This window comes from Amycolatopsis sp. NBC_01307 (assembly GCF_035975215.1).
Classification (GTDB): domain Bacteria; phylum Actinomycetota; class Actinomycetes; order Mycobacteriales; family Pseudonocardiaceae; genus Amycolatopsis.
Genome location: NZ_CP108403.1, coordinates 33,939 through 57,395, shown reverse-complemented (window position 1 = coordinate 57,395; position 23,457 = coordinate 33,939). Strand labels below are relative to the sequence as shown.

24 protein-coding genes are annotated in these 23,457 nt (G+C 70.7%); 11 read left to right on the top strand and 13 right to left on the bottom strand.

The genetic code is table 11. The features are described 5' to 3' along the window. Nucleotides 1–83: 83 nt before the first annotated feature. The 4 genes from OG439_RS00290 to OG439_RS00275 all read right to left on the bottom strand — a co-directional run bounded on the left by OG439_RS00290 (nucleotide 84) and on the right by OG439_RS00275 (nucleotide 4,691). Nucleotides 84–1,241: a glycosyltransferase family 4 protein gene (locus tag OG439_RS00290; RefSeq protein WP_326947338.1), complete on the bottom strand. Its 1,158-nt coding sequence runs from the start codon at nucleotides 1,239–1,241 to the stop codon at nucleotides 84–86. 91 nt (nucleotides 1,242–1,332) lie between these two features. Further along, entirely contained in the window at nucleotides 1,333–2,385 is a 1,053-nt protein-coding gene (locus OG439_RS00285) for a C40 family peptidase (RefSeq protein WP_326947337.1), read from the bottom strand. 419 nt (nucleotides 2,386–2,804) lie between these two features. Then, the gene (locus tag OG439_RS00280) at nucleotides 2,805–3,062 is read right to left on the bottom strand and encodes a hypothetical protein (protein WP_326947336.1); all 258 of its coding nucleotides are present in this window, start codon (nucleotides 3,060–3,062) and stop codon (nucleotides 2,805–2,807) included. A 240-nt stretch (nucleotides 3,063–3,302) separates the two neighbouring features. Then, nucleotides 3,303–4,691 (bottom strand): NYN domain-containing protein, encoded by a 1,389-nt coding sequence (locus OG439_RS00275; RefSeq protein ID WP_326947335.1) that lies wholly within the window; start codon nucleotides 4,689–4,691, stop codon nucleotides 3,303–3,305. A 108-nt stretch (nucleotides 4,692–4,799) separates the two neighbouring features. Between OG439_RS00275 and OG439_RS00270 the strand changes: the two genes are divergently transcribed. The 3 genes from OG439_RS00270 to OG439_RS00260 all read left to right on the top strand — a co-directional run bounded on the left by OG439_RS00270 (nucleotide 4,800) and on the right by OG439_RS00260 (nucleotide 7,386). Next, nucleotides 4,800–6,503, top strand: coding sequence for a DEDD exonuclease domain-containing protein (locus OG439_RS00270; RefSeq protein ID WP_326947334.1), 1,704 nt, complete (start codon nucleotides 4,800–4,802; stop codon nucleotides 6,501–6,503). 422 nt (nucleotides 6,504–6,925) lie between these two features. Then, nucleotides 6,926–7,207, top strand: a complete 282-nt coding sequence (locus OG439_RS00265; protein ID WP_247062729.1) for an Lrp/AsnC family transcriptional regulator — start codon at nucleotides 6,926–6,928, stop codon at nucleotides 7,205–7,207. Then, on the top strand, nucleotides 7,204–7,386 hold the full coding sequence (locus tag OG439_RS00260; protein WP_326947333.1) for a YdeI/OmpD-associated family protein: 183 nt from the start codon (nucleotides 7,204–7,206) through the stop codon (nucleotides 7,384–7,386). The genes OG439_RS00265 and OG439_RS00260 overlap by 4 nt, the downstream gene beginning before the upstream one ends. A 45-nt stretch (nucleotides 7,387–7,431) precedes the next feature. On the opposite strand, the gene qcrB is transcribed toward OG439_RS00260, so the two are convergent. From qcrB to ctaE, 4 genes are all read right to left on the bottom strand, one after another. Beyond that, nucleotides 7,432–9,123, bottom strand: coding sequence for a cytochrome bc1 complex cytochrome b subunit (qcrB, locus tag OG439_RS00255; RefSeq protein WP_326947332.1), 1,692 nt, complete (start codon nucleotides 9,121–9,123; stop codon nucleotides 7,432–7,434). Further along, the gene (gene qcrA / locus OG439_RS00250; RefSeq protein ID WP_326947331.1) at nucleotides 9,120–10,274 is read right to left on the bottom strand and encodes a cytochrome bc1 complex Rieske iron-sulfur subunit; all 1,155 of its coding nucleotides are present in this window, start codon (nucleotides 10,272–10,274) and stop codon (nucleotides 9,120–9,122) included. The genes qcrB and qcrA overlap by 4 nt, the downstream gene beginning before the upstream one ends. After that, entirely contained in the window at nucleotides 10,271–11,089 is an 819-nt protein-coding gene (gene qcrC / locus OG439_RS00245) for a cytochrome bc1 complex diheme cytochrome c subunit (RefSeq protein ID WP_326947330.1), read from the bottom strand. Before qcrC ends, qcrA begins: the two co-directional genes overlap by 4 nt. 66 nt (nucleotides 11,090–11,155) lie before the next feature. Then, nucleotides 11,156–11,779 carry an aa3-type cytochrome oxidase subunit III gene (ctaE, locus tag OG439_RS00240; protein WP_247062718.1) on the bottom strand — a complete coding sequence of 208 codons (624 nt, stop codon included), beginning with the start codon at nucleotides 11,777–11,779 and terminating at the stop codon, nucleotides 11,156–11,158. A gap of 105 nt (nucleotides 11,780–11,884) precedes the next feature. Here ctaE and OG439_RS00235 point away from each other — a divergent pair, with 105 nt between their 5' ends. The 3 genes from OG439_RS00235 to trpD all read left to right on the top strand — a co-directional run bounded on the left by OG439_RS00235 (nucleotide 11,885) and on the right by trpD (nucleotide 13,871). Continuing rightward, entirely contained in the window at nucleotides 11,885–12,298 is a 414-nt protein-coding gene (locus tag OG439_RS00235) for a ribonuclease E inhibitor RraB (protein WP_247062716.1), read from the top strand. Between the two features lie 122 nt (nucleotides 12,299–12,420). Further along, nucleotides 12,421–12,831 carry a hypothetical protein gene (locus tag OG439_RS00230; RefSeq protein WP_326947329.1) on the top strand — a complete coding sequence of 137 codons (411 nt, stop codon included), beginning with the start codon at nucleotides 12,421–12,423 and terminating at the stop codon, nucleotides 12,829–12,831. Nucleotides 12,832–12,836: 5 nt separating this feature from the next. Further along, nucleotides 12,837–13,871, top strand: a complete 1,035-nt coding sequence (gene trpD / locus OG439_RS00225; protein ID WP_326947328.1) for an anthranilate phosphoribosyltransferase — start codon at nucleotides 12,837–12,839, stop codon at nucleotides 13,869–13,871. A 13-nt stretch (nucleotides 13,872–13,884) separates the two neighbouring features. On the opposite strand, the gene OG439_RS00220 is transcribed toward trpD, so the two are convergent. Continuing rightward, entirely contained in the window at nucleotides 13,885–14,838 is a 954-nt protein-coding gene (locus OG439_RS00220; RefSeq protein ID WP_326947327.1) for a GlxA family transcriptional regulator, read from the bottom strand. 82 nt (nucleotides 14,839–14,920) lie between these two features. On the opposite strand from OG439_RS00220, the gene OG439_RS00215 reads away from it, so the two are divergent. Beyond that, complete coding sequence (locus OG439_RS00215) at nucleotides 14,921–15,883, top strand: DMT family transporter (protein WP_326947326.1); 963 nt, start codon at nucleotides 14,921–14,923, stop codon at nucleotides 15,881–15,883. On the opposite strand, the gene OG439_RS00210 is transcribed toward OG439_RS00215, so the two are convergent. After that, nucleotides 15,831–16,250: a cytochrome c oxidase subunit 4 gene (locus OG439_RS00210; RefSeq protein WP_326947325.1), complete on the bottom strand. Its 420-nt coding sequence runs from the start codon at nucleotides 16,248–16,250 to the stop codon at nucleotides 15,831–15,833. The two genes, OG439_RS00215 and OG439_RS00210, sit on opposite strands and share 53 nt — an antisense overlap. A gap of 94 nt (nucleotides 16,251–16,344) precedes the next feature. Then, entirely contained in the window at nucleotides 16,345–17,289 is a 945-nt protein-coding gene (gene ctaC, locus OG439_RS00205; protein WP_326947324.1) for an aa3-type cytochrome oxidase subunit II, read from the bottom strand. Nucleotides 17,290–17,473: 184 nt separating this feature from the next. Here ctaC and asnB point away from each other — a divergent pair, with 184 nt between their 5' ends. Then, nucleotides 17,474–19,408 carry an asparagine synthase (glutamine-hydrolyzing) gene (gene asnB / locus OG439_RS00200; RefSeq protein ID WP_326947323.1) on the top strand — a complete coding sequence of 645 codons (1,935 nt, stop codon included), beginning with the start codon at nucleotides 17,474–17,476 and terminating at the stop codon, nucleotides 19,406–19,408. Between the two features lie 359 nt (nucleotides 19,409–19,767). Here the strand turns inward: asnB and OG439_RS00195 are convergent, their stop codons facing one another. Then, nucleotides 19,768–20,757, bottom strand: a complete 990-nt coding sequence (locus OG439_RS00195) for a carbohydrate kinase family protein (protein ID WP_326947322.1) — start codon at nucleotides 20,755–20,757, stop codon at nucleotides 19,768–19,770. Nucleotides 20,758–20,904: 147 nt separating this feature from the next. On the opposite strand from OG439_RS00195, the gene OG439_RS00190 reads away from it, so the two are divergent. Beyond that, the gene (locus OG439_RS00190; RefSeq protein ID WP_247062699.1) at nucleotides 20,905–21,075 is read left to right on the top strand and encodes a hypothetical protein; all 171 of its coding nucleotides are present in this window, start codon (nucleotides 20,905–20,907) and stop codon (nucleotides 21,073–21,075) included. Nucleotides 21,076–21,163: 88 nt separating this feature from the next. On the opposite strand, the gene OG439_RS00185 is transcribed toward OG439_RS00190, so the two are convergent. Next, entirely contained in the window at nucleotides 21,164–21,541 is a 378-nt protein-coding gene (locus tag OG439_RS00185; protein ID WP_247062697.1) for a HesB/IscA family protein, read from the bottom strand. Nucleotides 21,542–21,687: 146 nt separating this feature from the next. Here OG439_RS00185 and OG439_RS00180 point away from each other — a divergent pair, with 146 nt between their 5' ends. Continuing rightward, entirely contained in the window at nucleotides 21,688–22,335 is a 648-nt protein-coding gene (locus OG439_RS00180; protein ID WP_326947321.1) for a DUF3043 domain-containing protein, read from the top strand. 123 nt (nucleotides 22,336–22,458) lie between these two features. Next, nucleotides 22,459–23,448, top strand: a complete 990-nt coding sequence (locus OG439_RS00175; protein ID WP_326947320.1) for an aldo/keto reductase family protein — start codon at nucleotides 22,459–22,461, stop codon at nucleotides 23,446–23,448. The last annotated feature ends 9 nt before the right edge of the window (nucleotides 23,449–23,457 follow it).

Genomic DNA, 23,457 nt, shown 5'->3' with positions numbered 1-23,457 from the left:
GCCTCCCCGCGCCCACCGGAAAGCCGTGAAGGCCTCCTTCGCGGCTCTTATGGCCGGTAAGGAGGCCTTCACGGCTTTCAGCGTCAGCGGACGGCGGCCACCGGGTCGCCGTCCAGCAGGCCCGACAGGCGGTCCGCCATGACGTCCCAGCGCCAGTTCTCGCTCACCCACGCGCGGCCCGCCTCGCCCATCCGGCGGGCCCGCACCGGGTCCGCGAGCAGGCTGGCGACGGTCTCGCCCAGCTGGCCGACGTCCCGGCCGTCGACGACGTGCCCGGTCACCTCGTCCAGGACCGCCTCGGGCGCGCCGCCGGAGTTGCCCGCGACCACCGGCAGCCCGGTCGCCGAGGCCTCCAGGTAGACGATGCCGAGGCCCTCGACGTCGAGGCCGCGGCCGCGGGTGCGGGCCGGCATGGCGAAGACGTCACCGGCGGCGTAGTGCGCGGGCAGCTCGGCCCACGGGACCGACCCGGTGATGACGACGTCGCGCTCGACACCGCACTCGCGGACCAGCTCGGTCAGCCGCTTGCGGTACGGGCCGCCGCCGACGATCAGCAAAGCCGCGCCGGGCACGCGTTCCTTCAGCTTCGGCAGGGCGCGGATCAGCTGGTCCTGGCCCTTGCGCGGGACCAGCCGCGACACGCAGACGACGGTCGGCCGGTCGCCGAGGCCGTGCCGGGCGCGGATCTCCGCGCGCCCCGCCGGGTCCGGCCGGTAGATCCCGGTGTCCACACCGGACGGCAGCAGCTCCAGCCCGGCCATCGCGCCGAACGCGGCGGCGAACCGGCCGCGGGTGTAGCGGCTGACGTAGGTGACGACGTCCACGGTGTCCCCGATGCGCCGCAACGCCTGCCGCGAGCCCGGCAGCATGGACCAGCCGACCTCGTGCCCGTGCGTGGACGCCACGACGCGGCGCGCCCCGGCCTGCCGCAGCGAGTGCCCCAGCAGCGCCAGCGGCGCGGCGGCGCCGAACCAGACGGCTTCGCAGTCCCGCGCGCGCATGATCTCCTTCGCCCGGCGCAGCACGTCCGGCGTCGGCAGCATCAGCGACGTCGGGTGCCGGACGACCTCGAACGGCGCCGCGGCGTCGAACTCCTCGTGCGACCCCGTGTGCGACTCCCACGACGGCGCGTAGACGACCAGGTCGTCCGCCGGCAACCGGGTGGCGAGGGAGTTCAGGTAGTTCTGGATCCCCCCGGGCCGGGGCGGGAAGTCGTTGGTCACGAGCAGGGTCTTGAGCACGCCCCTGAGGCTAGCGGCCGCCACCTACAGCGAAGGGGCGGCACCGCGTGTGCGGTACCGCCCCTTCGAATGCTGCGCTGTGCTGCGTGGGTCACGACGTCGGGCGTCGCGCTCCCGCGTACTGGCTCTGCAGCGGTGAGATCTTCACGACGTCACCGGTGTCGGGCGCGTGCACCATCTTGCCGTTGCCGACGTACATGCCGACGTGCGAAACGGGCGAGTAGTAGAACACGAGGTCGCCCGGCTGGAGCTGGTCCCGCGGCACCGCGGCGCCGAAGGTGGACTGCTCCCGGCTGGACCGGGGCAGGGTGATGCCGGCCTGCTTGTAGGCCCAGAGCATCAGGCCCGAGCAGTCGAACGTGCTCGGCCCGGTGGCACCCCAGACGTAGGCGCTGCCCAGCTTGCCCAGCGCCGCGTCCAGTGCGGTCTGGGCGTCCGCGGTCGGGGCCTTGAGCCCCGGAGGCGCGGAGCCCGTGTCGCGCTGGGCCGCCTTGTCGAGCGAGCTCAGGCTCTTGTTGGCCGCCTTGAGCTGGTCGATCTGGTCGTTCAGCGTCTTCTGCTTGGCCTGGATGTCCGAGGTCAGCTTCGCCGCGGCGTCACGGGCGTCCGTCGCCCGCTTCGCGGCGTCGGTGGCCTTGTTCGTGGCATCGGTGGCCTGCTGGACGGCGCCGCTGAGGTTGCCCATGGCGGCGTTCTTGTCGGTCGCGATGACCTCGAGGGCCGACGAGCGGTCCAGGAAGTCCTGCGTCGACGTGCCGGCCAGCAGCGCGGACAGCTTGTTCAGCTGGACACCACTGGTGAACGACGCGCCGGCGAACTTGTCGACCTCGGTCTGGTACTTCTTCTCGTTGGCGCTCGCCGCTTCGGCCTGGCCCTTCGCCGCGTTGACGTCGGTGCTGGCCTTGTCGAGCTCACCCTGCTTGGCCTTCAGGTCGTCCTGGGCCTTGAGCAGGTCTTCGTTCAGCTTCTCGGCCTGTGCCGCGAGATCGCGGTACTGGGCGAGCGCGTCCGAACCGGTGGGCGGGGCTTGGAGAACGGGGATGGGGGCGGCGGTGGCCGTCGGCTGGGCCATGGTGACGAGGGTGATCACCGAAGCCGCTGCGAGGGCACCTGACACCACGCGCCTGATGGGATGCGACTGCACGGTCGCGCGGGTCTCCTTTGCGTCTCGGCCGCCGAGGGGGACCGGGGCACGAAGAGGTCGGGGGTTCCTCTTCGCCGTTGTCCCGTCCATCGCGCGCGTTTTCCCTCGAGAGGGAGGCCCGCGATGGTGGTTCCGGTTCCCAGCTTCCCGACAAAGCTGCGTCCGGCGGCGATCTCGCGTCGCCGTCTCATCGACGGCCAGGGGCCACGAGATCTCGGACAGGTTACGAAAAGACCGCCACCGCGTCCACCACCCCCCGCGCCAAAACTCTGCGTAGCGCCGTTAAACACCATCGGACCAGCGGGGGAGAAAACATGTGATGGGCGTTACACGCTGGGGTTTCTTTGGCCGCCATTTCGGCTACCTACCGTTCACCTGATCCGATCGACCACTCGGCGCGCCGACACGAAACGGGTCACTCAGGCGGTGCGCAAAGCCGGTCCTTCGACCATGCGCAGCTGGGGCACCATCCCCGCTTCGGCCAGCGCCGCCACCGCGCGGCGCTCGTCGGCGTCCCACCCGACGGCGGGTGGCGCGCCGAGCAGGACGGTCACCACGCAGTCGTGGCAGGAGATGCCGCGCACGACGCAGCGGTCGCAATCCACCACGACGTTCTCGATGTCGGAAACGGAAATGTGCGAGACGTCCACTTCGGACAACTCGGGGGTGCCGGTCATGTGGTCCTCCTCACGTCGGAACTGCTGCCCCGCACGTTAGGCGGCACCACCGACAGTTTCCGGCGCTCAGATCGCCGAGAACGGCTCCGGTTCACCCGGTCGGGGTCCAAGGCGAGAAAAGCTCGGACCCCGCTCAGACGGCTCACGAGCACCGTGAACGGCCGTCGAGGACGCGACCGTGCGATCGGATACCGGCGCGATAGGCGCCTTCGAACGGGTGAACCGGCGCCCGCGTAATGCTCAGACCCGGCTGAGCCGGCTCACCAGCACCGCGGACGGTGTCGGGTGCGCACCGCCGCCGCGGACCGAGTCGGCGACCGCGCGGTCGGACGTCGCGACCACCATCGGCCGGCCCGCGGGCTCGGCCCGCACGATGTTGCGGATGACGTCGTCGGCCAGCACGCCGCGGTCGGAGAACAGCACCCGGACCCCGCGTGGCACCGAGGCCGGGACCGACAGCACGCCGGCGCCGTCGAAGACCACCGTGACCTCGGCCGAAGTCCGCGCGGCCAGCGCGGAGAGCTGGTGGATCAGCCGGTCGCGCTGGTCGGCCAGCGCGAGCTCGGGGTAGCCGGTCTTGGTGACGTTGTAGCCGTCGACGATCAGGTGCACGTTGGGCAGCGCGAGGTAGCGGTCCAACGTGGACACGTCGGCGATCTTGCCGCCCTGGCCGAGGCCGGAGCTGGCGCCGCGGACCATGTCCGCCGGGCGGGCCCCGCGGGCGCCGAGGGCCAGTTCGCGGCGCAGGCCGTTGGCCGCGCCGTCGATCGTGTCGACGAGCAGCGCCAGCCGCACTTCGTCGGCTTCGCGCGCTTCGCGGGCCGACTGCCGGGCGATGTCGGCGTCGGCGCTGGCGCGTTCGGCCCGGGCGCGTTCGTTGGCGACGCGCTGGCGTTCCCGCGCGAGCTGGGCGGTGAGGGCGGCGACCTGCTCGGCGTGCGCCGAAATACCGCGTTCGGCGTCCACCGACGCCGATTCCGCCGCGTCCTTGGCCTGCCGGAGCTGCACGCCTTGCTCGCGAAGCCGCTTCAAAAGTTTCTCGACTTCACCTTCGCGCTCGCCGCGGACGCTCTCGGCGGCCAGCCTCGCGTCGGTGAGCTCGGCCCGGACCAGGGTCAGCTCGGCTTCGAGCCGCTGGGCGCGGGCGAGCGCGGCGTCCCGCTCCGCGCGCAGGACGTTCTCCTCGGCGTTCTTCGCGACCAACCGGACCCGGCCCGCGGCCCCGGACTCGCCGAGCAGGACGGCGGCCGCCGCCCCGGCGACCGAGTCGACGGCGTTGGGGTCGAGGGCGTCGGTCCGGTGCTCGCGCAGCCACTCGATGACGGCGGTGCGGAACTGGGACGACTCGCCCAGCGCGGCCAGCAGGGCGGCGCCGCCGAGCTTCGCGCGCTTGGCCGGCGCGAACTTGGCGACGGGCCGCAGCTGGCGGGGCACGTCGGTGTTCGGCAGCTTGGCGACGGCGGCCGCTGCGAGTTCGGCGATCCGGTCGCGGACCGGCTCCGGCAGGGCGGGCCAGGTGGCGGGTTCGGGCCGCTCCCCCGCGTCGTCGGCCGGCTCGGGGCGCGGCGCGACACCCGCGGGACCGGCGTGGTCCCCGGGCGGCTCCGGCACGAGCGGCTGCGGGTGCATCGCTCCAGGGTAGGCCCCGCCCCCGGATCCCGCGTCGCACGCCATGCGAACCCGCGGTGACCGGCCGGTCGCCGAAAATTGTCGGGGGTGGCCTCTAGGGTCCCGGCCATGCGTCCGGTCCAGGCACAGCTCGCGTTCGACGAGCTCGGAACCCCGTTGCGGGACACCACGTTCGTGGTGTTCGACCTCGAGACGACCGGGGCGGCACCCGGCCCGAACGGGATCACCGAGATCGGCGCGGTGAAGGTGCGCGCGGGCGAGGTGCTGAGCGAGTTCGCCACGCTGGTCAACCCGGGCGTGCCGATCCCGCCGCAGATCGTCTCGCTCACGGGCATCACCCACGCCATGGTCTACGACGCGCCGCCGATCGAGGAGGTGCTGCCGGCGTTCCTGGAGTTCATCGGCGGGTCGGTGCTGGTGGCGCACAACTCGGGGTTCGACACCTCGCACATGCGCGCGGCCTGTGAGGGACACGGTTATGTCTGGCCGAAGGCGACCGTGGTGTGCACCGTCCGGCTGGCCCGCCGGGTCGTCCCGCGCGACGAGGTGGGCCGCTACAACCTGACGGCCCTGGCGCTGCTGTTCGGGGCCCGGACCCGGCCGACCCACCGGGCGCTGGACGACGCCCGCGCCACCGTCGACGTGCTGCACGGCCTGCTGGAGCGCGTCGGCAACCTGGGCGTCCACTCGCTCGAAGAGCTGATGGGCTACCTGCCCGAAGTCACCGTGGCCCAGCGCGCGAAGCGGCACCTGGCCGCGGACCTGCCGGCCGCGCCGGGCGTCTACCTGTTCCGGGGGCCGAAGGAGGAGGTCCTGTACGTCGGCACGGCGAAGGACCTGCGGCGGCGCGTGCGGACGTACTTCACCGGCTCGGAGGGGCGCAGCCGGATCCGGGAGATGGTCGCGCTGGCCGAGCGCGTCGACCACGTCGTCTGCGCGCACTCGCTGGAGGCCGAGGTGCGGGAGCTGCGGCTGATCGGCGCGCACCGGCCGGCGTACAACCGGCGGTCGAAGAACCGGCACCAGGGCTGGTGGGTCGGCCTGACGGACGAGGCGTTCCCCCGGCTGTCGGTGGTGCGGCTGCCGCGCCCGGGGGTGCTGGGCCCGTTCCGCAACCAGGCCGACGCCCGCACGACGGCGGACACCCTGGCCGGCGCGTCGGGGCTGCGCACGTGCACCCAGCGGATCTCGCCGAAGGCGCCGAGCGGGACCCCGTGCGTCCTCGCCGAGCTGGGCCGCTGCGGTGCGCCGTGCGCCGGCCGGCAGAACGTCGAGGAGTACGGCCCGGCGGTCGAGTCGGTGTCGGGGCTCATCGCGGGCCTCGACGGCGCCCCGCTGCGCGCCGCGGCGGCCCAGCTGGAGCGGCTGGCGGAGGCGCAGCACTACGAGCAGGCGGCCCGCCACCGCGACGAGCTGGCCGGCCTGATCCGCGTCCTGGGCCGAGCCCACCGCCAGGCGGCGCTGGCCTCGATCGGCGAGCTGATAGCGGCGAACCCGGACGGCGCGGGCGGCTGGGAACTGTCGGTCATCCGCTACGGCCGGCTGGCCTCGGCGGGCGTCGCCCGCCGCGGGGTGCCGCCGATGCCGGTGGTGGAGGCACTGGTGGCCTCGGCGGAGACGGTGCTGCCGGACCCAGGGCCCCTGCACGGCGCGCCCCCGGAGGAGGTGGGGGTGCTGCTGCGATGGCTGGCCCGCCCGGGCGTCCGGCTGGTCCGCACGACCCGCCCCTGGGCGGAACCGGCGACGGTCGCGGGGTGGCGGGGCTGGCTGGACCTGGTGACGGAGGCCCATTCCCTGGAACACGTGGGCTGAGGCTGGGTCCGGTGGGCCGCGATCGGGTCCGGCGGCGCCCAGCGCCACCGGCCGGTGGCTGCGGAGGCCTGGATCCCACGCCTCGCTCGGGCACCGGCAGCGCCGTGGCTCAGGCGGGCAGCGACTCCGCGTTCACGGCCGCGCCGTGCACGGCTTGCGACCGCATCGCGCTCAGCGGCGAACCCGCCCTCGCCCACCGGGCAAAGCTCCGGCCGAGCGCATCGCGCTCAGCAGCTACCCGGCCTTCGCCCATCGCCGGCCTGCGCACTCGCCGGCTGGCGGTGTCAGCCGGAGCGGCACGCCCCTGAGCCAGCCGCTTCGAGCCCCACCAGGCCCGCCCGGCGACGAGTCAGACCGGCCGCGGCCGGCCGGGCTCACTAGGATCGCGAGCGATACCCGCAGACGAGTCTTGGAGGACCCAGGTGATCACCGCGATCGTGTTGATCCAGGTAGAGGCGGACGCGATCCCGGACGCCGCGCAGGCGATCGCCGACCTCGACGGGGTCGGCGAGGTCTACTCGTGCGCTGGGGACGTCGACCTCATCGCCACCGTGCAGGTTTCCGCGCACGAGGACCTGGCCGAGCTGATCCCCGGGCGGATCGGGAAGGTGGCGGGCGTGCTGAACACCGTCACGCACATCGCGTTCCGCTCGTACTCCCGCGCCGACACCGAGTCGGCCTTCTCGATCGGCGCCGAAGAGTGACCGAGGTCCCGCGGGAGCTGGCCGACGCCCTCGCGGCGGCCCCGGACGCGGCGGCGCTCTTCGCGGCGCTGCCGCCGTCCCACCAGCGGGAATACACGAAGTGGGTCGCCGAGGCCAAGAAGCCCGAGACCCGCGTCTCTCGTGCCGGGAAGACCGTCGTGAGACTGCGAACGCACTGAAGGCCACCTTCCGGATCGGAAGGTGGCCTTCAGCGTCAGTACCGTCTAGTGCTCGGAGCGCTCCGACGCCGTCTCGGCGCTTTCGATCTCCGCACGCGTGTGGCCGTTGCCGTTCGCGTGACCGTTGCCATTGCCGTTCGAATGCCCGTTGCCGTGAGCCCGCTGCAGCGCGGTGGTCTCCTCGGCCGGGTCGGGCGTCCAGAACGTGCCCGGCACGGCGTGCCCCGCCGAACCCAGCTTGTTCATCTTCTTCGGCACGGACGCGCCCTGGTACTCGAGCGGCACCGCGTGGCCGTGGCTGTCGACGCCGCCGAGCGGCTGGTGGATCTCGATGAACTCACCGTGCGGCAGCCGCTTGATGATGCCCGTCTCGACGCCGTGCTCCAGCACCTCGCGGTCGGCCCGCTGCAGGCCCAGGCAGAGCCGGTAGGTGAGGTAGTAGGCGACCGGCGGCACGAGCAGGACGCCGATGCGGCCGGCCCACGTCGTCGCGTTCAGGGAGATGTCGAACTGGTCGGCGATGATGTCGTTGAAGCCCGACAGCTCGATCACCATGAAGAAGCCCAGCGCCATCGCGCCCAGCGCCGTGCGGACCGGGACGTCCCGGGGCCGCTGGAGCAGGTTGTGGTACGCGTTGTCCTTGGACAGCTTCCGCTCGATGAACGGGTAGCTGATGAACAGCCCGATCAGGATCGGCATGCCGACCGCGCCGGGGAAGAACACCGCCGGGATCGTGTAGTTCCCGAGGTAGACCTCCCACGCGGGCCAGATCCGGAGCATGCCGTCGGCCCAGGCCATGTACCAGTCCGGCTGGGACCCGGCGGAGACCTGCGCCGGGTTGTACGGGCCGAAGTTCCACACCGGGTTGATCTGGAACAGGCCCGACATCAGCGCCAGCACGCCGATGACCAGCGTGAAGAAGGCGCCGCCCTTGAGGGCGAAGTACGGCATGATCCGCACCCCGACGACGTTGGTCTCCTTGCGGCGCACCCCCGGGAACTGGGTGTGCTTCTGGTACCACACCAGCGCCAGGTGCGCCCCGACCAGCGCCAGCATGATCCCCGGCAGCAGCAGGATGTGCAGCGTGTACAGCCGCGGGATGATCTGGTCGCCGGGGAACTCCCCACCGAACAACGCCCAGTGGATCCAGGTCCCGATCACCGGCACCGACAACACGATCCCCGACAACGTCGCCCGGATACCGGTACCGGAGAGCAGGTCGTCCGGCAGCGAATACCCGAAGAACCCCTCGAAGCAGCCCAGGACCAGCAGCAGACCACCGATCACCCAGTTGGCCTCACGCGGCTTGCGGAACGCGCCGGTGAAGAACACCCGCAGCATGTGCACCGCCATCGACGCGACGAAGATCAACGCCGCCCAGTGGTGCAGCTGCCGCATGAACAACCCACCACGGACGTCGAACGAAAGGTCCAGCGTCGTGCGGAACGCCTGCGACATCTCCAGGCCCTGCATGTTCGTGAAACTGCCGTGGTAGACGACCTCCTGCATCGAGGGGTCGAAGAACAACGTCAGGTACACACCCGTGAGCAGCAGGATGATGAAACTGTAGAGCGCGATCTCGCCCAGCAGGAACGACCAGTGGGTCGGGAACACCTTGTTCATCTGGTGCCGCAGGCCCTTGGCCAGGCGGTAGCGCTGATCGGCGTTGTCCGCGGCGTCGCCCACCGCCCGCTCGATCGCGCTCGACCCCTTGGTCGGCGTGGTGAGTGAACTCATGACTTACGCTCCCAAAAGGCCGGACCGATGGCCTCGATGAAGTCGCCTCGCGCGATCAAGTATCCCTCTTCGTCCACCGTGATCGGTAGTTGGGCCAGCGGACGGGTCGCCGGGCCGAAAATCGGCTTGGCGTAGTGGAGGGCGTCGAACTGCGACTGGTGGCACGGGCACAGGATGCGATTGGTCCGCTGCTCGTACAGGGAGGTCGGGCAGCCGACGTGGCTGCAGATCTTCGTGTACGCGTAGAGGTCGCCGAAGTTGAAGTCCTCCTGGCCGGACCGCTTGACCACCTTGGCGGCGTCGGTCGAGCGCAGGCGGATCAGCATGACCGGGTTGTCGACCCGGGTCAGCGCGGCGGCCAGCAGCTCCGGCTTGTCCTTCTCGGAGTCGCGGTACGGGAACACCGTCTCCATCGCGCCGGCGTCGAGGTCCTCGGCCTTGACGAGGCTGGCCTCCTGGCCCTCTTCCAGCGGCTTGCCGGTGTTGCGGCGCAGGTAGACCTTCTCGCCGGGGAAGTTCGGCTGCCAGCCGGTGTGCCAGAGGGAGTCACGGCCCTCGGTGTCCTTCCACGGGTTCTTGATGAAGGACGCGAGCGGCAGCGCGGCGGCCGCGAGGCCCAGCGTGCCGGCCCCGGCGATCGCCGAGCGCTTGATCAGCGACCGGCGGGCGATGGTGCTGCGGCTCCCGGCGTCGGCCAGGTGCGCGAGGATCGTGGCGCGGTCGACCTCGGTCGAGCCCTTGCCGTCACCGTCGTGGCGCTCCTGCACCGAGACCTCGGCGGGCACGAACTTCTTCGTGTAGAGGATCACGCCGATGCCCAGGCCGAGGATGGCCAGGCCGAGCGTGAGCCCCAGCATCGGGGTGTAGAGGCTGTACCAGAAGTGGCCGCTCTCGTTGTCCGGCGCCTCGTACTGCCACGGCCACCAGATCAGGGAGACGACGAACCCCAGCCCGGCCACCGCGGACAGCGCGAACCAGAACGCCACCAGGCGCTCGGCGCGCTTCTCCGCGCGGGTGCCCTCCACGGGCCACGGGGTCGGGTACTCGGCGATCTCGACGCCGTCGAGCTGACCGCCCAGCTTCAGCAGCTGGTCGCGATCCATCTCCGCCAGCTCCGCCTCCGTCGGCGGCTTAGGCCCCTCGGCACTCATGCCTTCGATCCAATCCACAACGTCACGCCGATCAGCGCGGCGATCCCGACGATGAAGGCGATGACACCCTCGGAAGCGGGGCCGACCCCGCCGAGGCCGTTACCGCCCGGGTCATTGTTGCCGTCGGACACCGACTTCACGTAGGCGACGATGTCCTTCTTCTCCTCGGGCGAAAGCTGCCGGTCGGAGAACTTCGGCATGTTCTGGGGGCCGGTGAGCATGGCGGTGTAGATCTGCTCTTCGCTCGCCGGGTCCAGGTTCGGCGCGTACTTGCCCGCCGACAGCGCGCCGCCGCGGCCGGTGAAGTTGTGGCACGAGGCGCAGTTGAGGCGGAACAGCTCGCCACCGCGGGCCGGGTCGCTGCCGCGCAGCGCCTCGCCCTTCTCGGCCGGGCGCTGGGCGCCGCCGCCGTGCGCCTGGATGAAGGCGCCGACCGCGTCGATCTCGGCCTCGCTCAGCTTCGGCGGCTTGCGCTCGATCTGCGCTTCCTGCCGCGCGGCCGGCATCCGGCCCGAGGAGGTCTGGAAGTACACCGCGGCGTCACCGATGCCGATGAGGCTCGGGCCGCGGTCCTGCACGCCTTCGAGGTTCGCGCCGTGGCACGCGATGCAGGTGTTGTTGTAGACCTGCTCGCCGAGGCGCAGCTGCGCCGGCGTGCCCTGGGCCTGCGCGGTCTGCGGCTCGGGGGCGAACACGGCGTACAGGGCGCCGGCGCTCACCAGCGCGATACCGAGCGCGAGCAGGCCGGCGAACCGCCTCCGCAGCTTCGACCGCGCGCGGTAGCCGCGCTCCGAGGACTTGGTGCTGGTGGTCATCTTGCGGCAACCCTTGCTGTCAGTTCAGGCCGATGGAGAAGGTGGTGGCGGCTGGGGGCGCGGACCTCACGGCAGGAGGTAGATCACACCGAACAGGCCGACCCACACGATGTCGACGAAGTGCCAGTAGTAGGACACGACGATCGCCGACGTGGCCTGGGCGGGGGTGAACTTGCTCAGCTTCGTGCGGATGAGCAGGTACACGAAGGCGATCAGCCCGCCGATGACGTGCAGGCCGTGGAACCCGGTGGCGAGGTAGAAGACCGTGCCGAACGGGCCGGACGGGATCGTCATCCCCTCTTCGACCAGGTTGTGGTACTCGTTGGCCTGGCCGCCGACGAAGATCGCGCCCATGATCAACGTGATGATGTACCAGCGGCGCAGCCCGTAGACGTCACCGCGCTCGGCGGCGAACACACCGAACTGGCAGGTCAGCGAGGACAGCACGAGGATCACCGTGAACGGGATCGCGTACGTCACGTTGAGGTGGAACTCCTCGCCGTGCAGCGGTGGTGGCCACGCGCCGGTGGAGTTCTGCGCCTTGACGGTGAAGAACATCGCGAAGAGCCCGGCGAAGAACATCAGTTCGCTGGACAACCACACGATGGTGCCGACACTGACCATGTTCGGCCGGTTCAGCGAGTGAACCCGCTGACTGATGGTGGGAGCTGCCGTTGTCACGGATCGCATTATGTCCTCCCGCGCCGCCGTCCCGCCGGGTGGGTCCACGGCAAGTCGCGTGCGGAGCCGATCACACCTCCGGAAACCGGCACTGCGGAAAGGTGAGAGCTACTCATGGGTTTACTCGACCGGCTGCGTGACCTGGTCAAGAAGGACGAAACCGCCGGTCTGACGCCTGATACGCCCGGGTTGAAGATCGTCGCCGAGGCCTTCGACCCGGCCGTCGCGGACTCCGCCGTGCTCGCCGGTTCACCCGCCTGGGTCAGCACGGCACCCGCCGTTCTGCGGCACCACCTGCTGCTTCCGCCCGCTCGCCTCGGCGAAGCGGCGTCGATCCTCGCCCAGGACGGCTACGACCTGCGAGAAGAGTCACCCGATGGAGGTCTGACGCGGGTGCACGCGGTCCGCGTCCAGGTGCTCGACGCGCTCCACTGCGCCCAGGAACGGTCCCGGATGGCGGGCCTCGCGCAGCGGCTGGGCGGCGACGCGCTGGGCTGGGACGCGCTCCAGCCGGAGGCGCCCGCGTGATGTCGGTCTCGGCCGATACGATCGGACGAGACTCTGTTGTAACCGGGGCTCCGCCCCGGGCCGAGGGCTCCGCCACCCGGAACCCCCGAAAGCATTTGTTGACGAAGACGGAGGCGTGCTCAATGACCGAGCGGGCGATGCGGGTCCTGGTGTTCAGCCACAAGGCGGAGGTGCGCGAGGCGATCGTGAACGCGGTCGGCCGGCGGCCCGCCGCCGACGTGGGCCGCGTGGAGTACGTCGAGGCGGCCGGCATCGCGGACGTGCTGTCCGAGGTGGACGCGGGCCACGTCGACCTGGCGATCCTCGACGGCGAAGCGCAGCCGACCGGCGGCATCGGGCTGTGCCGCCAGCTGAAGGCGGAGATCACCGACTGCCCGCCGATCGTGGTCGCGGTGCGGCGGCGGGACGACCGGTGGCTGGCCACCTGGTCGCAGGCGGACGCCGTGCTGGTGCACCCGCTGGACCCGCTGACCGCCGCGGAGACCGTCGCCGACGTGCTGCGCGCGCGACGGGTCCCCGTCGTGAACGGCTGAGCCCGGTGACCACCCCGGTCCCCCGCACCTGGCCACCCCTGCTCAAGCAGCTCATCGCGCGGGTCGACCTGTCCGAGGACGACACGGCGTGGGCGATGGACCAGATCATGAGCGGCGCGGCGAGCCCGGCCCGGATCGCCGGGTTCGCGGTGGCGTTGCGCGCCAAGGGCGAGACGCCCGCGGAGATCGCCGGCATGGCCGCGACGATGCTGGCGCACGCGCGCCGGGTCGAGCTGGACCGCCCGGCCGTCGACATCGTCGGCACCGGCGGTGACGGCTCGAACTCCGTGAACATCTCGACGATGGCGACGATCGTCACGGCGGCGGCGGGCGCGCCGGTGGCCAAGCACGGCAACCGCAGCGCGTCGTCGAAGTCCGGGGCGGCCGACGTGCTGGAGACCCTCGGCGTGCGGATCAGCCTGCCGCCGGAGGAGGTGCAGCGCAGCCTCACGGAGGTCGGCGTCGGGTTCTTCCTGGCCTCGGCGTTCCACCCCGCGCTGCGCCACGCCGGCCCGGTCCGCAGCGAGCTCGGCGTGCCGACGACGTTCAACCTGCTCGGCCCGCTGACCAACCCGGCCCAGCCGGGCAGCGCGCTGATCGGCTGCGCGTACGCGGACAAGACCCGGGTGCTGGCCGAGGTGTTCGCCCGGCGCGGCACGCGGGCCCTGGTGGTCCGCGGCGACGACGGCCTCGACGAGATCACCACCACGACGACGTCGACGCTCTGGGTGGTCGCGGACGGTGAGGTCACCGAGCGCGGCCTCGACCCGCTGGAGCTGGGCATCCCGCGCGCGACGGCGGAGGACCTGCGCGGCGGCGACGCGGCGGCGAACGCGGAGGTCGTCCGCGAGCTGGTGGGCGGCAAGCCGGGCCCGGTCCGCGACGCCGTCCTGATCAACGCGGCGGCGGCCCTGGCGGCGTTCACGGGCTTCTCGGCGTCCCTGGAGGACGACCTGCGCGCGGGCTTGACGCGAGCGGCCGAGGCGATCGACTCCGGCGCGGCAACGGCCCTGCTGGACCGCTGGATCGCGTTCCAGTAGCCGCGGACCGGCGTCAGCCGCGGAAGGCCGTGCGGTACGACGTCGGGCTCGTCCCCCTCAGCCGGGTGAACTGGTGGCGCAACGCCGCCGCCGAGGCGTAGCCGCACGCCACTGCGATGTCCTCCACCGACAAGCGGCCTTCCTCCAGCAGGGCCTGGGCGCGGTCCAGCCGGCGTTCCGTCAGCCAGCGGTGCGGCGTTGTGCCCGTCGCCGCCGAGAAGCGGCGCAGGAACGTCCGCTCCCCCAGGCCGCTGCGGCGGGCCAGTTCCGCCACCGTGAACGGCCGGTCCAGCCGTCGCTCCACCCATTCCAGTGCTTCGGCCACCACCGAGTCGTCCGGCAGGGACGGGACCGGGGCCTGGACGAACTGGGCCTGGCCGCCCGCGCGGAAGGGCGCCGCCACCATCCGGCGGGCCAGGGTCGTCGCCGCCGTCACGCCGCGCAGGCGGCGGACCAGGTGCAGGCACAGGTCGACCGCCGCGACCGTGCCCGCGCTGGTCAGGACGCCCTCGTCGTCGGCGTACAACGCCTGGGGGTCCACGAGCGCCGTCGGGAACTTCTGCCGGAACTCCGCTTCGTACACCCAGTGGACCGTGCAACGGCGGCCGTCGAGCAGGCCCGCGTACCCCAGTGTGAACACGCCCGCGCAGAACCCCGCCACCCACGCGCCGCGCGCGGCCGCGTCGCGCAGGACGTCCAGCACCGGGGACGGCGGCGGTGCCGTCCGGGGCGCGCACGTCGGCACGATCAGCAGGTCCGCCGACGCCGCGAAGTCCAGGTCCGCGAGCCCGGACAGCCCGAAGCCCGACCAGCTGGCGATCGGCGCGCCACCCGGGGAGCAGACGGCGAAGTCCCAGCCGTCGATGCCGTCGGCGCTGCGGTCGGTGCCGAACACCTCGCACGCGACGCCCAGCTCGAACGGTGAAACGTGGTCGGCGAGCACCACCGCGACCCGGTTGACGTCCATCGGCCGAGTGTGTCACAAGTTTTGCGGTCGTTGTCATCTCTGACACTGGTCGGCCGGCGCGCGCGGGACGAACCTGGTCCGCATGATGAATTCGGAAAGCCGCCCGCTGCTCCAGTGGACCGCGGCGATGGCGATGTCCGGGACGATCGGCGCGGTCGTCCTGGAAAGCGGCGCCGCGGCCCCGGCCGTCGCGTTCGCCCGCTGCTTCGTCGGCGGGACGCTGCTCGTGCTCTGGTGCCTCGCGCGCGGCTGGCTGCAGGCCTGGCGGCCGTCGCGCCGCGACCTCGGGCTGGCCGTGCTGGGCGGGCTGTTCCTGGTCGGGAACTGGGTGCTGCTGTTCGCCTCGTACGCGCTGTCGTCGATCTCGGTCAGCACGGTCGTCTACCACACCCAGCCGCTGATCCTGGTCGGTCTGGCGGCGGCGTTCCTGGGCGAGAAGTTCGCGAAGAGTCACCTGATCCGGGCCGGGATCGCGTTCGGCGGCGTGGCGCTCATCTCACTGTCGGCCCACGGCGAGGACGGCAAGCCGGTGCAGCTGGCGGGAATCGCCCTCGCCCTCGGCGCGGCCGTGCTCTACGCCGGCGCGTCCTTCGTCGCGAAGCAGCTGAAGCACGTCCGCCCGCACCTGCTCGCGGCCGTGCAGACCACGGTCGGCGCGCTGCTGCTGGCGCCCGTGCTGCTGATCACGCCGCTGCCGTCGACGACGTCGGGACTGCTCTGGCTGGTGCTGCTCGGGACGGTGCACACGGCCCTGATGTACGTGCTGATCTACGCCAGCATCGGCAAGCTGCCCACGACGACGGTGGCGCTGCTGTCCTACGTCTACCCGGTGGTCGCCGTGCTGGTCGACATCGCCTTCTACGGCCACCGCCCGACCTGGCCCGAGGCCGTCGGCATGCTCGCGGTGCTGGCCGCCGCGCTGGCCCCGCAACGCACGAAAACCGGCCGCCACACTGTCGAGCAGCGTGACGGCCGGTCAGCGGAGCTTGAGGTCAGTCGTGCGACGGACCCGTGTGGTACTCGAACACCAGGCCGCCGATCGTGATCAGCAGCGCGACGAGCGCGATGACCAGCAGCCAGATGTGGAAGAACGCCAGGGCGAGGGCGGCCAGGGCGGCGGTGGCCGCCATGCTGACCGGCCAGTAGCTGCCCGGGCTGAAGAAGCCCAGCTCGCCGGCGCCGTCGCTGATCTCGGCGTCTTCGCGGTCTTCGGGGCGCGGTTCGATGCGGCGGGCGACGAACTGCATGTAGCTGCCCGCGAGGAACGCGAGGCCACCGGTGAGGAACAGCGAAACGATGCCGACCGGCTCGGGTCCGTGGGTGGCGGCCAGCGCGGTCCACACCCAGTACACGGCCGCCATGAACACGGCGAAGCTCGCCACGATGAAGAAGATTCGCGCTTCGACCTTCATGGGTCTTTCCTACTCCTGTTATCGCTCTTCAGGGGGTCCGGGTGGCGGAGCCCCCGGCCCGGGGCGGAGCTCCGGTTGACACAGTCGCTCAGAGTCAGTTCGACGCGGTCCGCGCCGTGCGGTCGGTGTTGAACGGCTGGGTGGTGACCGCGTGCGGTGTGCACAGCTCGCCGCAGTTCATCTTCGTCAGCGCCTCGGACGCGGTGAACGTCTGGTTCGTGGCCGGGTTCACCTGCTTGCGCAACGCGATGTACTGGTCGTACTTGTCCGCCGACAGCGCCCGGACCTCGAAGTTCATCACCGAGTGGTACGTGCCGCACAGCTCCGCGCACCGGCCGACGAAGGAACCCTCGCGGTCGATCTTGTTCTGGAAGGAGCTGTCTTGGTTGTTCTTGTCCGGGTTCGGCATGACGTCCCGCTTGAAGTGGAACTCAGGCACCCAGAAGGAGTGGATGACGTCGGTCGAGATCAGGTCGTACTGGATCGTCTTGCCGACCGGCAGCACCAGCAGCGGGATCTCGCCGGACGAGCCGACCGTGCTGACCTGGCCACTGCCGTCGGGCTTGGCGGCGCTGGGGTCCTCGTACCTGAACTCCCAGTTCCACTGGAACGCCACGACCTGGACCTTGACGTCCGGGTTCGGGATCTTGTCCAGGACCTTCGACTCCGTCGTCGCGGTGAAGAAGAACAGGACGCAGACCATGATCGTCGGGACGACGACCGTGAACAGCTCGAGCGGGATGTTGTACTGGAACTGCCGGGGCAGCTCCTCCGGCTCGCCGTCGACCGTCTTCTTCTTGCGGTGGAACGTCGCGGTCCAGAAGATCAGGGCCCAGACGATGACGCCGACGACGAGCGCCGCGATCACGGTCCAGGTCCAGAGGTTCCGCATCTCGTTCGCCTGCTCGGTGACACCCACCGGCCAGCCGAACCGCAGGATCTCGTCGCCGGAGCAGCCCGTCGCGGTCAACGCGACCAGCACGGCCAGCGCGGCTACACGCGCGGTCCGCTTACCCAGGGTGCGCTCGGGTTTTCCCACTGCGCCTCGCCCTTTCACCCAGAGCCTCCTACGACCGATCTTTGTGACAGGGCGGAGCCTAGCCGAGTTGGCGCAGTCCGCTGACCAAGGGGCCTCCCTCGACGCGCGTGGTACTCGCCACGGCGCGCCCGGCATACTGGGCGCTCCCCAGCCCCACGAAGACCCTGAAGGTGTGTGAGTACCCGTGTGCGGCCTGCTTGGACTGATCTGCGCGACCGAAACCGGCGCTGCGAACGCGCGTGACGCCGTCGGCGCGGCCATGCGCTGCCAGCGCCACCGCGGGCCCGACGAGCAGGACACCTGGGCCGACGCCGAGGTCGTCTACGGCTTCAACCGGCTGGCGTTCATCGACGTCGAGCACGCGCACCAGCCCCTCGTCTGGGGGCCGCCGGAGGCGCCGGGCCGGTACACGATGAACTTCAACGGCGAGATCTACAACTACCTGGAGCTGCGGGCCGAGCTGGCCGGCGAGCACGGGGCGAAGTTCGAGACCGAGGGCGACGGCGAGGCCATCGTCGCCGGCTACCACTACCTGGGCGCCGCGTGGGTCGAGAAGCTGCGCGGAATGTTCGCCTTCATGATCTGGGACTCGCAGGAGAAGCGGGTCTTCGGCGCGCGCGACCCGTTCGGGATCAAGCCGCTGTTCTACTCGGCCGGCCCCGGCGGCGTGGCGTTCTCCAGCGAGAAGAAGAGCCTGCTGGAGCTGTCGGACACCCTCGGCGTCGCGCAGGAGCTGGACCGCAAGGCGCTGCAGCACTACCTGGTCCTGCAGTACGTGCCCGAGCCCGAGTCGCTGCACACCGCGATCCGCCGCGTCGAGTCCGGGACGTCGTTCGAGGTCGTCCCCGGCGGTGAGGTGCAGTTCACCCGCTACTTCCACCCGAAGTTCGCGGCGAAGCCGGTCAACGGGCCGGCCGAGGCCGAGGCGCTGTACGAGCGCATCGCCGATGTGATGCGCGACTCGGTCGGCAAGCACATGATCTCCGACCCGGACGTCACCGTCGGCGCGTTCCTCTCCGGCGGCATCGACTCCACGGCCACCGCCACGCTGGCCAAGGAGCACAACCCGAACCTGATCGCGTTCACCACCGGGTTCGAGCGCGAGGGCTACTCCGAGGTCGACGTCGCCGCCGAGTCGGCCGCCGCGATCGGCGTGAAGCACGTAGTCCGCACGGTCACCGCGGACGAGATGATGGAGGTGCTGCCGCTCATCGTCTGGTACCTCGACGACCCGGTGGCCGACCCGGCGCTGGTGCCGCTGTGGTTCATCGCGCGCGAGGCCCGCAAGCACGTCAAGGCGGTGCTGTCCGGCGAGGGCGCGGACGAGCTGTTCGGCGGCTACACGATCTACAACGAGCCGATCTCGCTGGCGCCGTTCGAGAAGATGCCGGGCGGCATGCGGAAGCTGATCGGCAAGGTGTCCACGAAGATCCCCGAGGGCACCCGCGGCAAGGACCTGCTGCGCCGCGGCGCGCTGCCGCTGGAGGACCGCTACTACGGCAACGCCCGCAACTTCCGCGACGACCAGCTTCGCCACGTGCTCAAGACGTACCAGGAAGGCGTGGGCTTCAAGGACGTCACGGCGCCCTGGTACGACGTCTCGCGCGGCTGGGACCCGGTGGCCCGGATGCAGCACGTCGACCTCTACACCTGGCTGCGCGGCGACATCCTGGTCAAGGCGGACAAGGTGACCATGGCGAACTCGCTGGAGCTGCGGGTGCCGTTCCTGGACGCCGAGGTGTTCAAGGTCGCCGCGTCGATCCCGCTGGACCAGAAGCTGGCGCACAACACCACGAAGTACGCGCTGCGCCAGGCATTGGCGAAGATCATCCCGGCGCACGTGCTGAACCGCCGCAAGCTCGGCTTCCCGGTGCCGATCCGGCTGTGGCTGCGCAACGAGATGTACGACTGGGCCAAGGGCATCATCAACGATTCGCGGACCGAAGAGCTGCTGGACAAGAAGGCCATCCTGGCCCTGCTGGAGGAGCACAAGGCGGGCCAGCTGGACCGCAGCCGCCAGCTGTGGGCGCTGATCGTGTTCATGTTGTGGCACGGCATCTTCGTGGAGCACCGCATCAAGCCGGAGATCCCGGAGCCGGTGTACCCGGTCAAGCTCTGACCGTCCATTGTAGACAGTGAATGTCCCGCGCGCGGGACAAGCGAAAGGGCCTCCTCGCCGCGGCGGGGAGGCCCTTTTTCGGTGCGTCAGTGCCACCACTGGTTCGTGCCGCCGGACCGCCGCAGGGCTGCAGCTCGATGCCCGGGATCGGCGACGCGGAGGACCGGCAGCGGCCCGCGGACCGCTGCCGGGGTTCCCCCTGGTGGAGCCGTCCGATCCCCTCTCGGCCGCCTCTTCCGCCATTCTCCGTACCGGACGGGGCGTCGTCGAGGGACTCAAGCCCAGCCGAAAACCCTCAGGTCAAGCCCACGAAAAGGCCCCCTCACCAACCGGCGAGGGGGCCTTCGCACGACAGTGCGTCAGACGGGGAGGACCACCGAGATCTCCTCGGCCGCGTCCGGGCCGAAGGCCTCGCCGATGCGGGCGAGCGCGTCGGCGCGGTCGAACGTCCACTCCTGGGTGCCCACCGTCTCGAGCACCAGCACCGCGATGAGCGAGCCGAGCTGTGCGGACCGCTCCACGTTCAGGCCGCCGTCGAGGCCCGCCAGGAAGCCCGCGCGGAAGCCGTCGCCGACGCCGGTCGGGTCGGCCTTGGCGCGCTCGGGGACCGCGCCGATCTGCAGCGCGACGCCGTCCTTGCCGACGATCTCGACGCCCTTCTCACCCAGCGTCGTGATGCGCACGCCGACCTGGTCGAGGACGTCGGCCTCGGTCCAGCCGGTCTTCTGGAGCAGCAGCTCCCACTCGTAGTCGTTGCTGAACAGGTACTTCGCGCCGGCGACGAACGCCCGCGCCTGCTCCCCGGACATCCGGGCCAGCTGCTGCGACGGGTCGACGGCGAAGGTGTACCCGCGCTGGCGGCACTCCTCGGCGTGGCGGACCATGCCCTCCGGGTCGTCCGGGCTGATCAGCACCAGGCTCAGCGGGCCGGCTCGGTCGGCGATCGGCGCGAGCTCGATGTTGCGGGACTCCGCCATCGCGCCCGCGTAGAACGTCGCGATCTGGCAGAGGTCCTCGTCCGTCGTGCAGACGAACCGCGCGGTGTGCGCGGTCTCCGACACGTGCACACCCGAGGTGTCGACGCCGTGGCGCTCCAGCCACGAGCGGTAGTCGGCGAAGTCGGCGCCGACCGCGCCCACCAGCACCGGCTTGACGCCCAGCACGCCGAGGCCGAACGCGATGTTCGCGCCGATCCCGCCGCGCCGGACCACGAGGTCGTCGGCGAGGAAGCTCAGCGAAACCCGGTGCAGCTGCTCGGCCACCAGCTGTTCGGCGAACCTTCCGGGGAAGTGCATGAGGTGGTCGGTTGCGATACTGCCGGACACTGCGATCCTGGCCCTGTCTGCCACCGGCTGCTCCTTTGTGGTCGACCTCACGGCAAACGGCGCGAACTTACCCCCGGGTCGTGCCCCATCCGGGTTGTTCGCGCACACCACCCGAGACTACCGGCTGGTACTCCTTCTCCAGTCGAGTCGCGATCAATAGCGTTACGAATCGTGAAAGCCGTCACCGAACCCGAGACGTTGTCCGAGCTGATCGCCGACTGCGCCCACATCCCCACGACGCTGCGGGCGGGCGACGTCCCGCTGCCGCGCGTCCAGGCGCCGCCGTGGCAGGTCGACGAGGCGTGTCACGCCCAGGTCGCGGAGCTCGACGCCTACGTCTGAGCCGCAACCCCGCAGCAACGAAGAAGGCCCCGTCCTCCGTTCGGAGGCGGGGCCTTCTCGCGTGTTGCTCAGAACCGGCGTGCGACGCTCAGTGGAACGAGTCGCCGCAGGCGCAGGAGCCGGTCGCGTTCGGGTTGTCGATCGTGAAGCCCTGCTTCTCGATCGTGTCCACGAAGTCGATGACGGCTTCCGAGACGTACGGGGCGCTCATCCGATCCACGGCGACCTTGAGGCCGTCGAAGTCGCGGAACAGGTCACCGTCGAGCGTGCGCTCGTCGAAGAACAGCTGGTAGCGCAGACCCGCACAGCCACCGGGCTGGACGGCGATGCGCAGGTGCATGTCATCGCGGCCCTCCTGGTCGAGCAGGGCCTTCGCCTTGGCAGCCGCGGTGTCGGTCAGCGTGACGCCGTGGGTCTCCTCGGCGGTCTCGGCCTGCGTCGCGCCGGCGTGCTCAGCGGTCGTCATGGCACTCCTCATAGGTTCGAACTCACTGCGGATACTCCTGGTGCCCTACGTCCAACACCCGGTGCGTCCGATCTGTTCCCCTGCCATGGTCGCACATCGATCGACCTGGTGAAACGGCGGCGTGACGCCTGCAATACCCTGGTGACGTGAGGTTCCTGCGCCGAAGCACCACAGACACCGCCGCCGACGAGCCGGCCACGACCGAGGCCGTCGACGTCGGCGGCAAGTCGTTCACGCCCGGTAAGGGCAAGGCCACGCCCAAGCGGCGGGAGGCGGAGGCGAAGCGCCGGGGTCCGGTCGCACCGCCGCCGACCACCATGCGGGAGGCGATGAAGCGCAACAAGGAGCTTCGCAAGGCGAACCCGCAGAGCAAGGAAGACCGCCGCTCCGAAGCGAAGATCCGCCGCGAGCGGATGATGTCGGGCGACGACAAGTACCTGCTGCCGCGCGACCGCGGGCCGGTCAAGGCGTACGTCCGCGACCTGGTCGACACCCGGCGCAACCTGCTCGGCCTGTTCATGCCGCTGGCGATCCTGGTGTTCCTCGCGCTGCTGGTGCCGTTGCCCCAGGTGCAGTCGTACATCACCCTGCTGTGCACGGCGCTGCTGCTGGTGATGGCCATCGAGGGCGTCGTCAACGGCCGCAAGATCGGCAAGCTGGTGCGCGAGAAGTTCCCCAAGGAGACGGTGAACGGCCGGTCCGTCGGCTGGTACGCGTTCGTCCGGGCGTCGCAGATCCGGCGCCTGCGGGTCCCGAAGCCACGGCTGAAGCCGGGCGACCCGATCCCCAACTGAGCTTTCCGGAAGAGCCGGGTGAGACACGTCTCACCCGGCTCTTCGCTGTCCGGGACCGCCAAAACGGGCTGGAGTTGCTCCAGGTCGTTAGCAAAGCAAACGATTACCGCCTAGGCTGCGGTCATGGAGTTTCGTCGTCTCGGCCGCAGCGGCCTCAACGTCAGTGAGATCTCGTACGGGAACTGGCTCACCCACGGTTCCCAGGTCGAGGAGGACCAGGCTCACGCCTGCATCAAAGCCGCGCTCGACGCCGGCATCACCACCTTCGACACCGCCGACGTCTACGCGAACACCGCCGCGGAGTCGGTGCTCGGGCGCGGCCTGAAGGGGCAGCGGCGGGAGAGCCTGGAGATCTTCACCAAGGTCTTCTGGCCGACCGGTCCCAAGGGGCCCAACGACAAGGGCCTGTCCCGCAAGCACATCCTCGAGTCGGCGAACGCCTCGCTCGACAGGCTCGGCACCGACTACCTCGACCTCTACCAGGCGCACCGGTTCGACCGGAGCGTGCCGCTCGAAGAGACCATGCTCGCCTTCGCCGACCTCGTCCGCCAGGGCAAGGTGCTCTACGTCGGCGTCTCGGAGTGGACCGGCGAGCAGATCAGCCGGGGCGCGGCGCTGGCCCGTGAGCTGAAGATCCCGTTCGTGTCGAACCAGCCGCAGTACAACATGCTCTGGCGCGTCATCGAGGACCAGGTCATCCCCGCCTCCGAGCGCGAGGGGCTCAGCCAGATCGTCTGGTCGCCGATCGCGCAGGGCGTGCTGACCGGCAAGTACAAGCCGGGCGCGGCGTTCCCCGAGGGCTCGCGCGCCACCGACGAGAAGGGCGGCGCCAACATGGTCCGCCGCTTCCTCGACGACGAGGTCCTCAAGCGCGTCGCCGAGCTGGAGCCCCTCGCCAAGCAGGCGGGCCTGTCGATGGCGCAGCTGGCCGTCGCGTGGGTGCTGCAGAACCCGAACGTCGCGTCGGCGATCATCGGCGCCTCGCGGCCGGAGCAGGTCGTGGACAACGTCCAGGCCGCCGGCAAGAAGCTCGACGCCGACCTGCTCACCGCCATCGACGACGTCCTCGGTGACGTCGTGGAGCGCGACGCGAGCCTCACCAAGAGCCCCTGACGTCGAAAG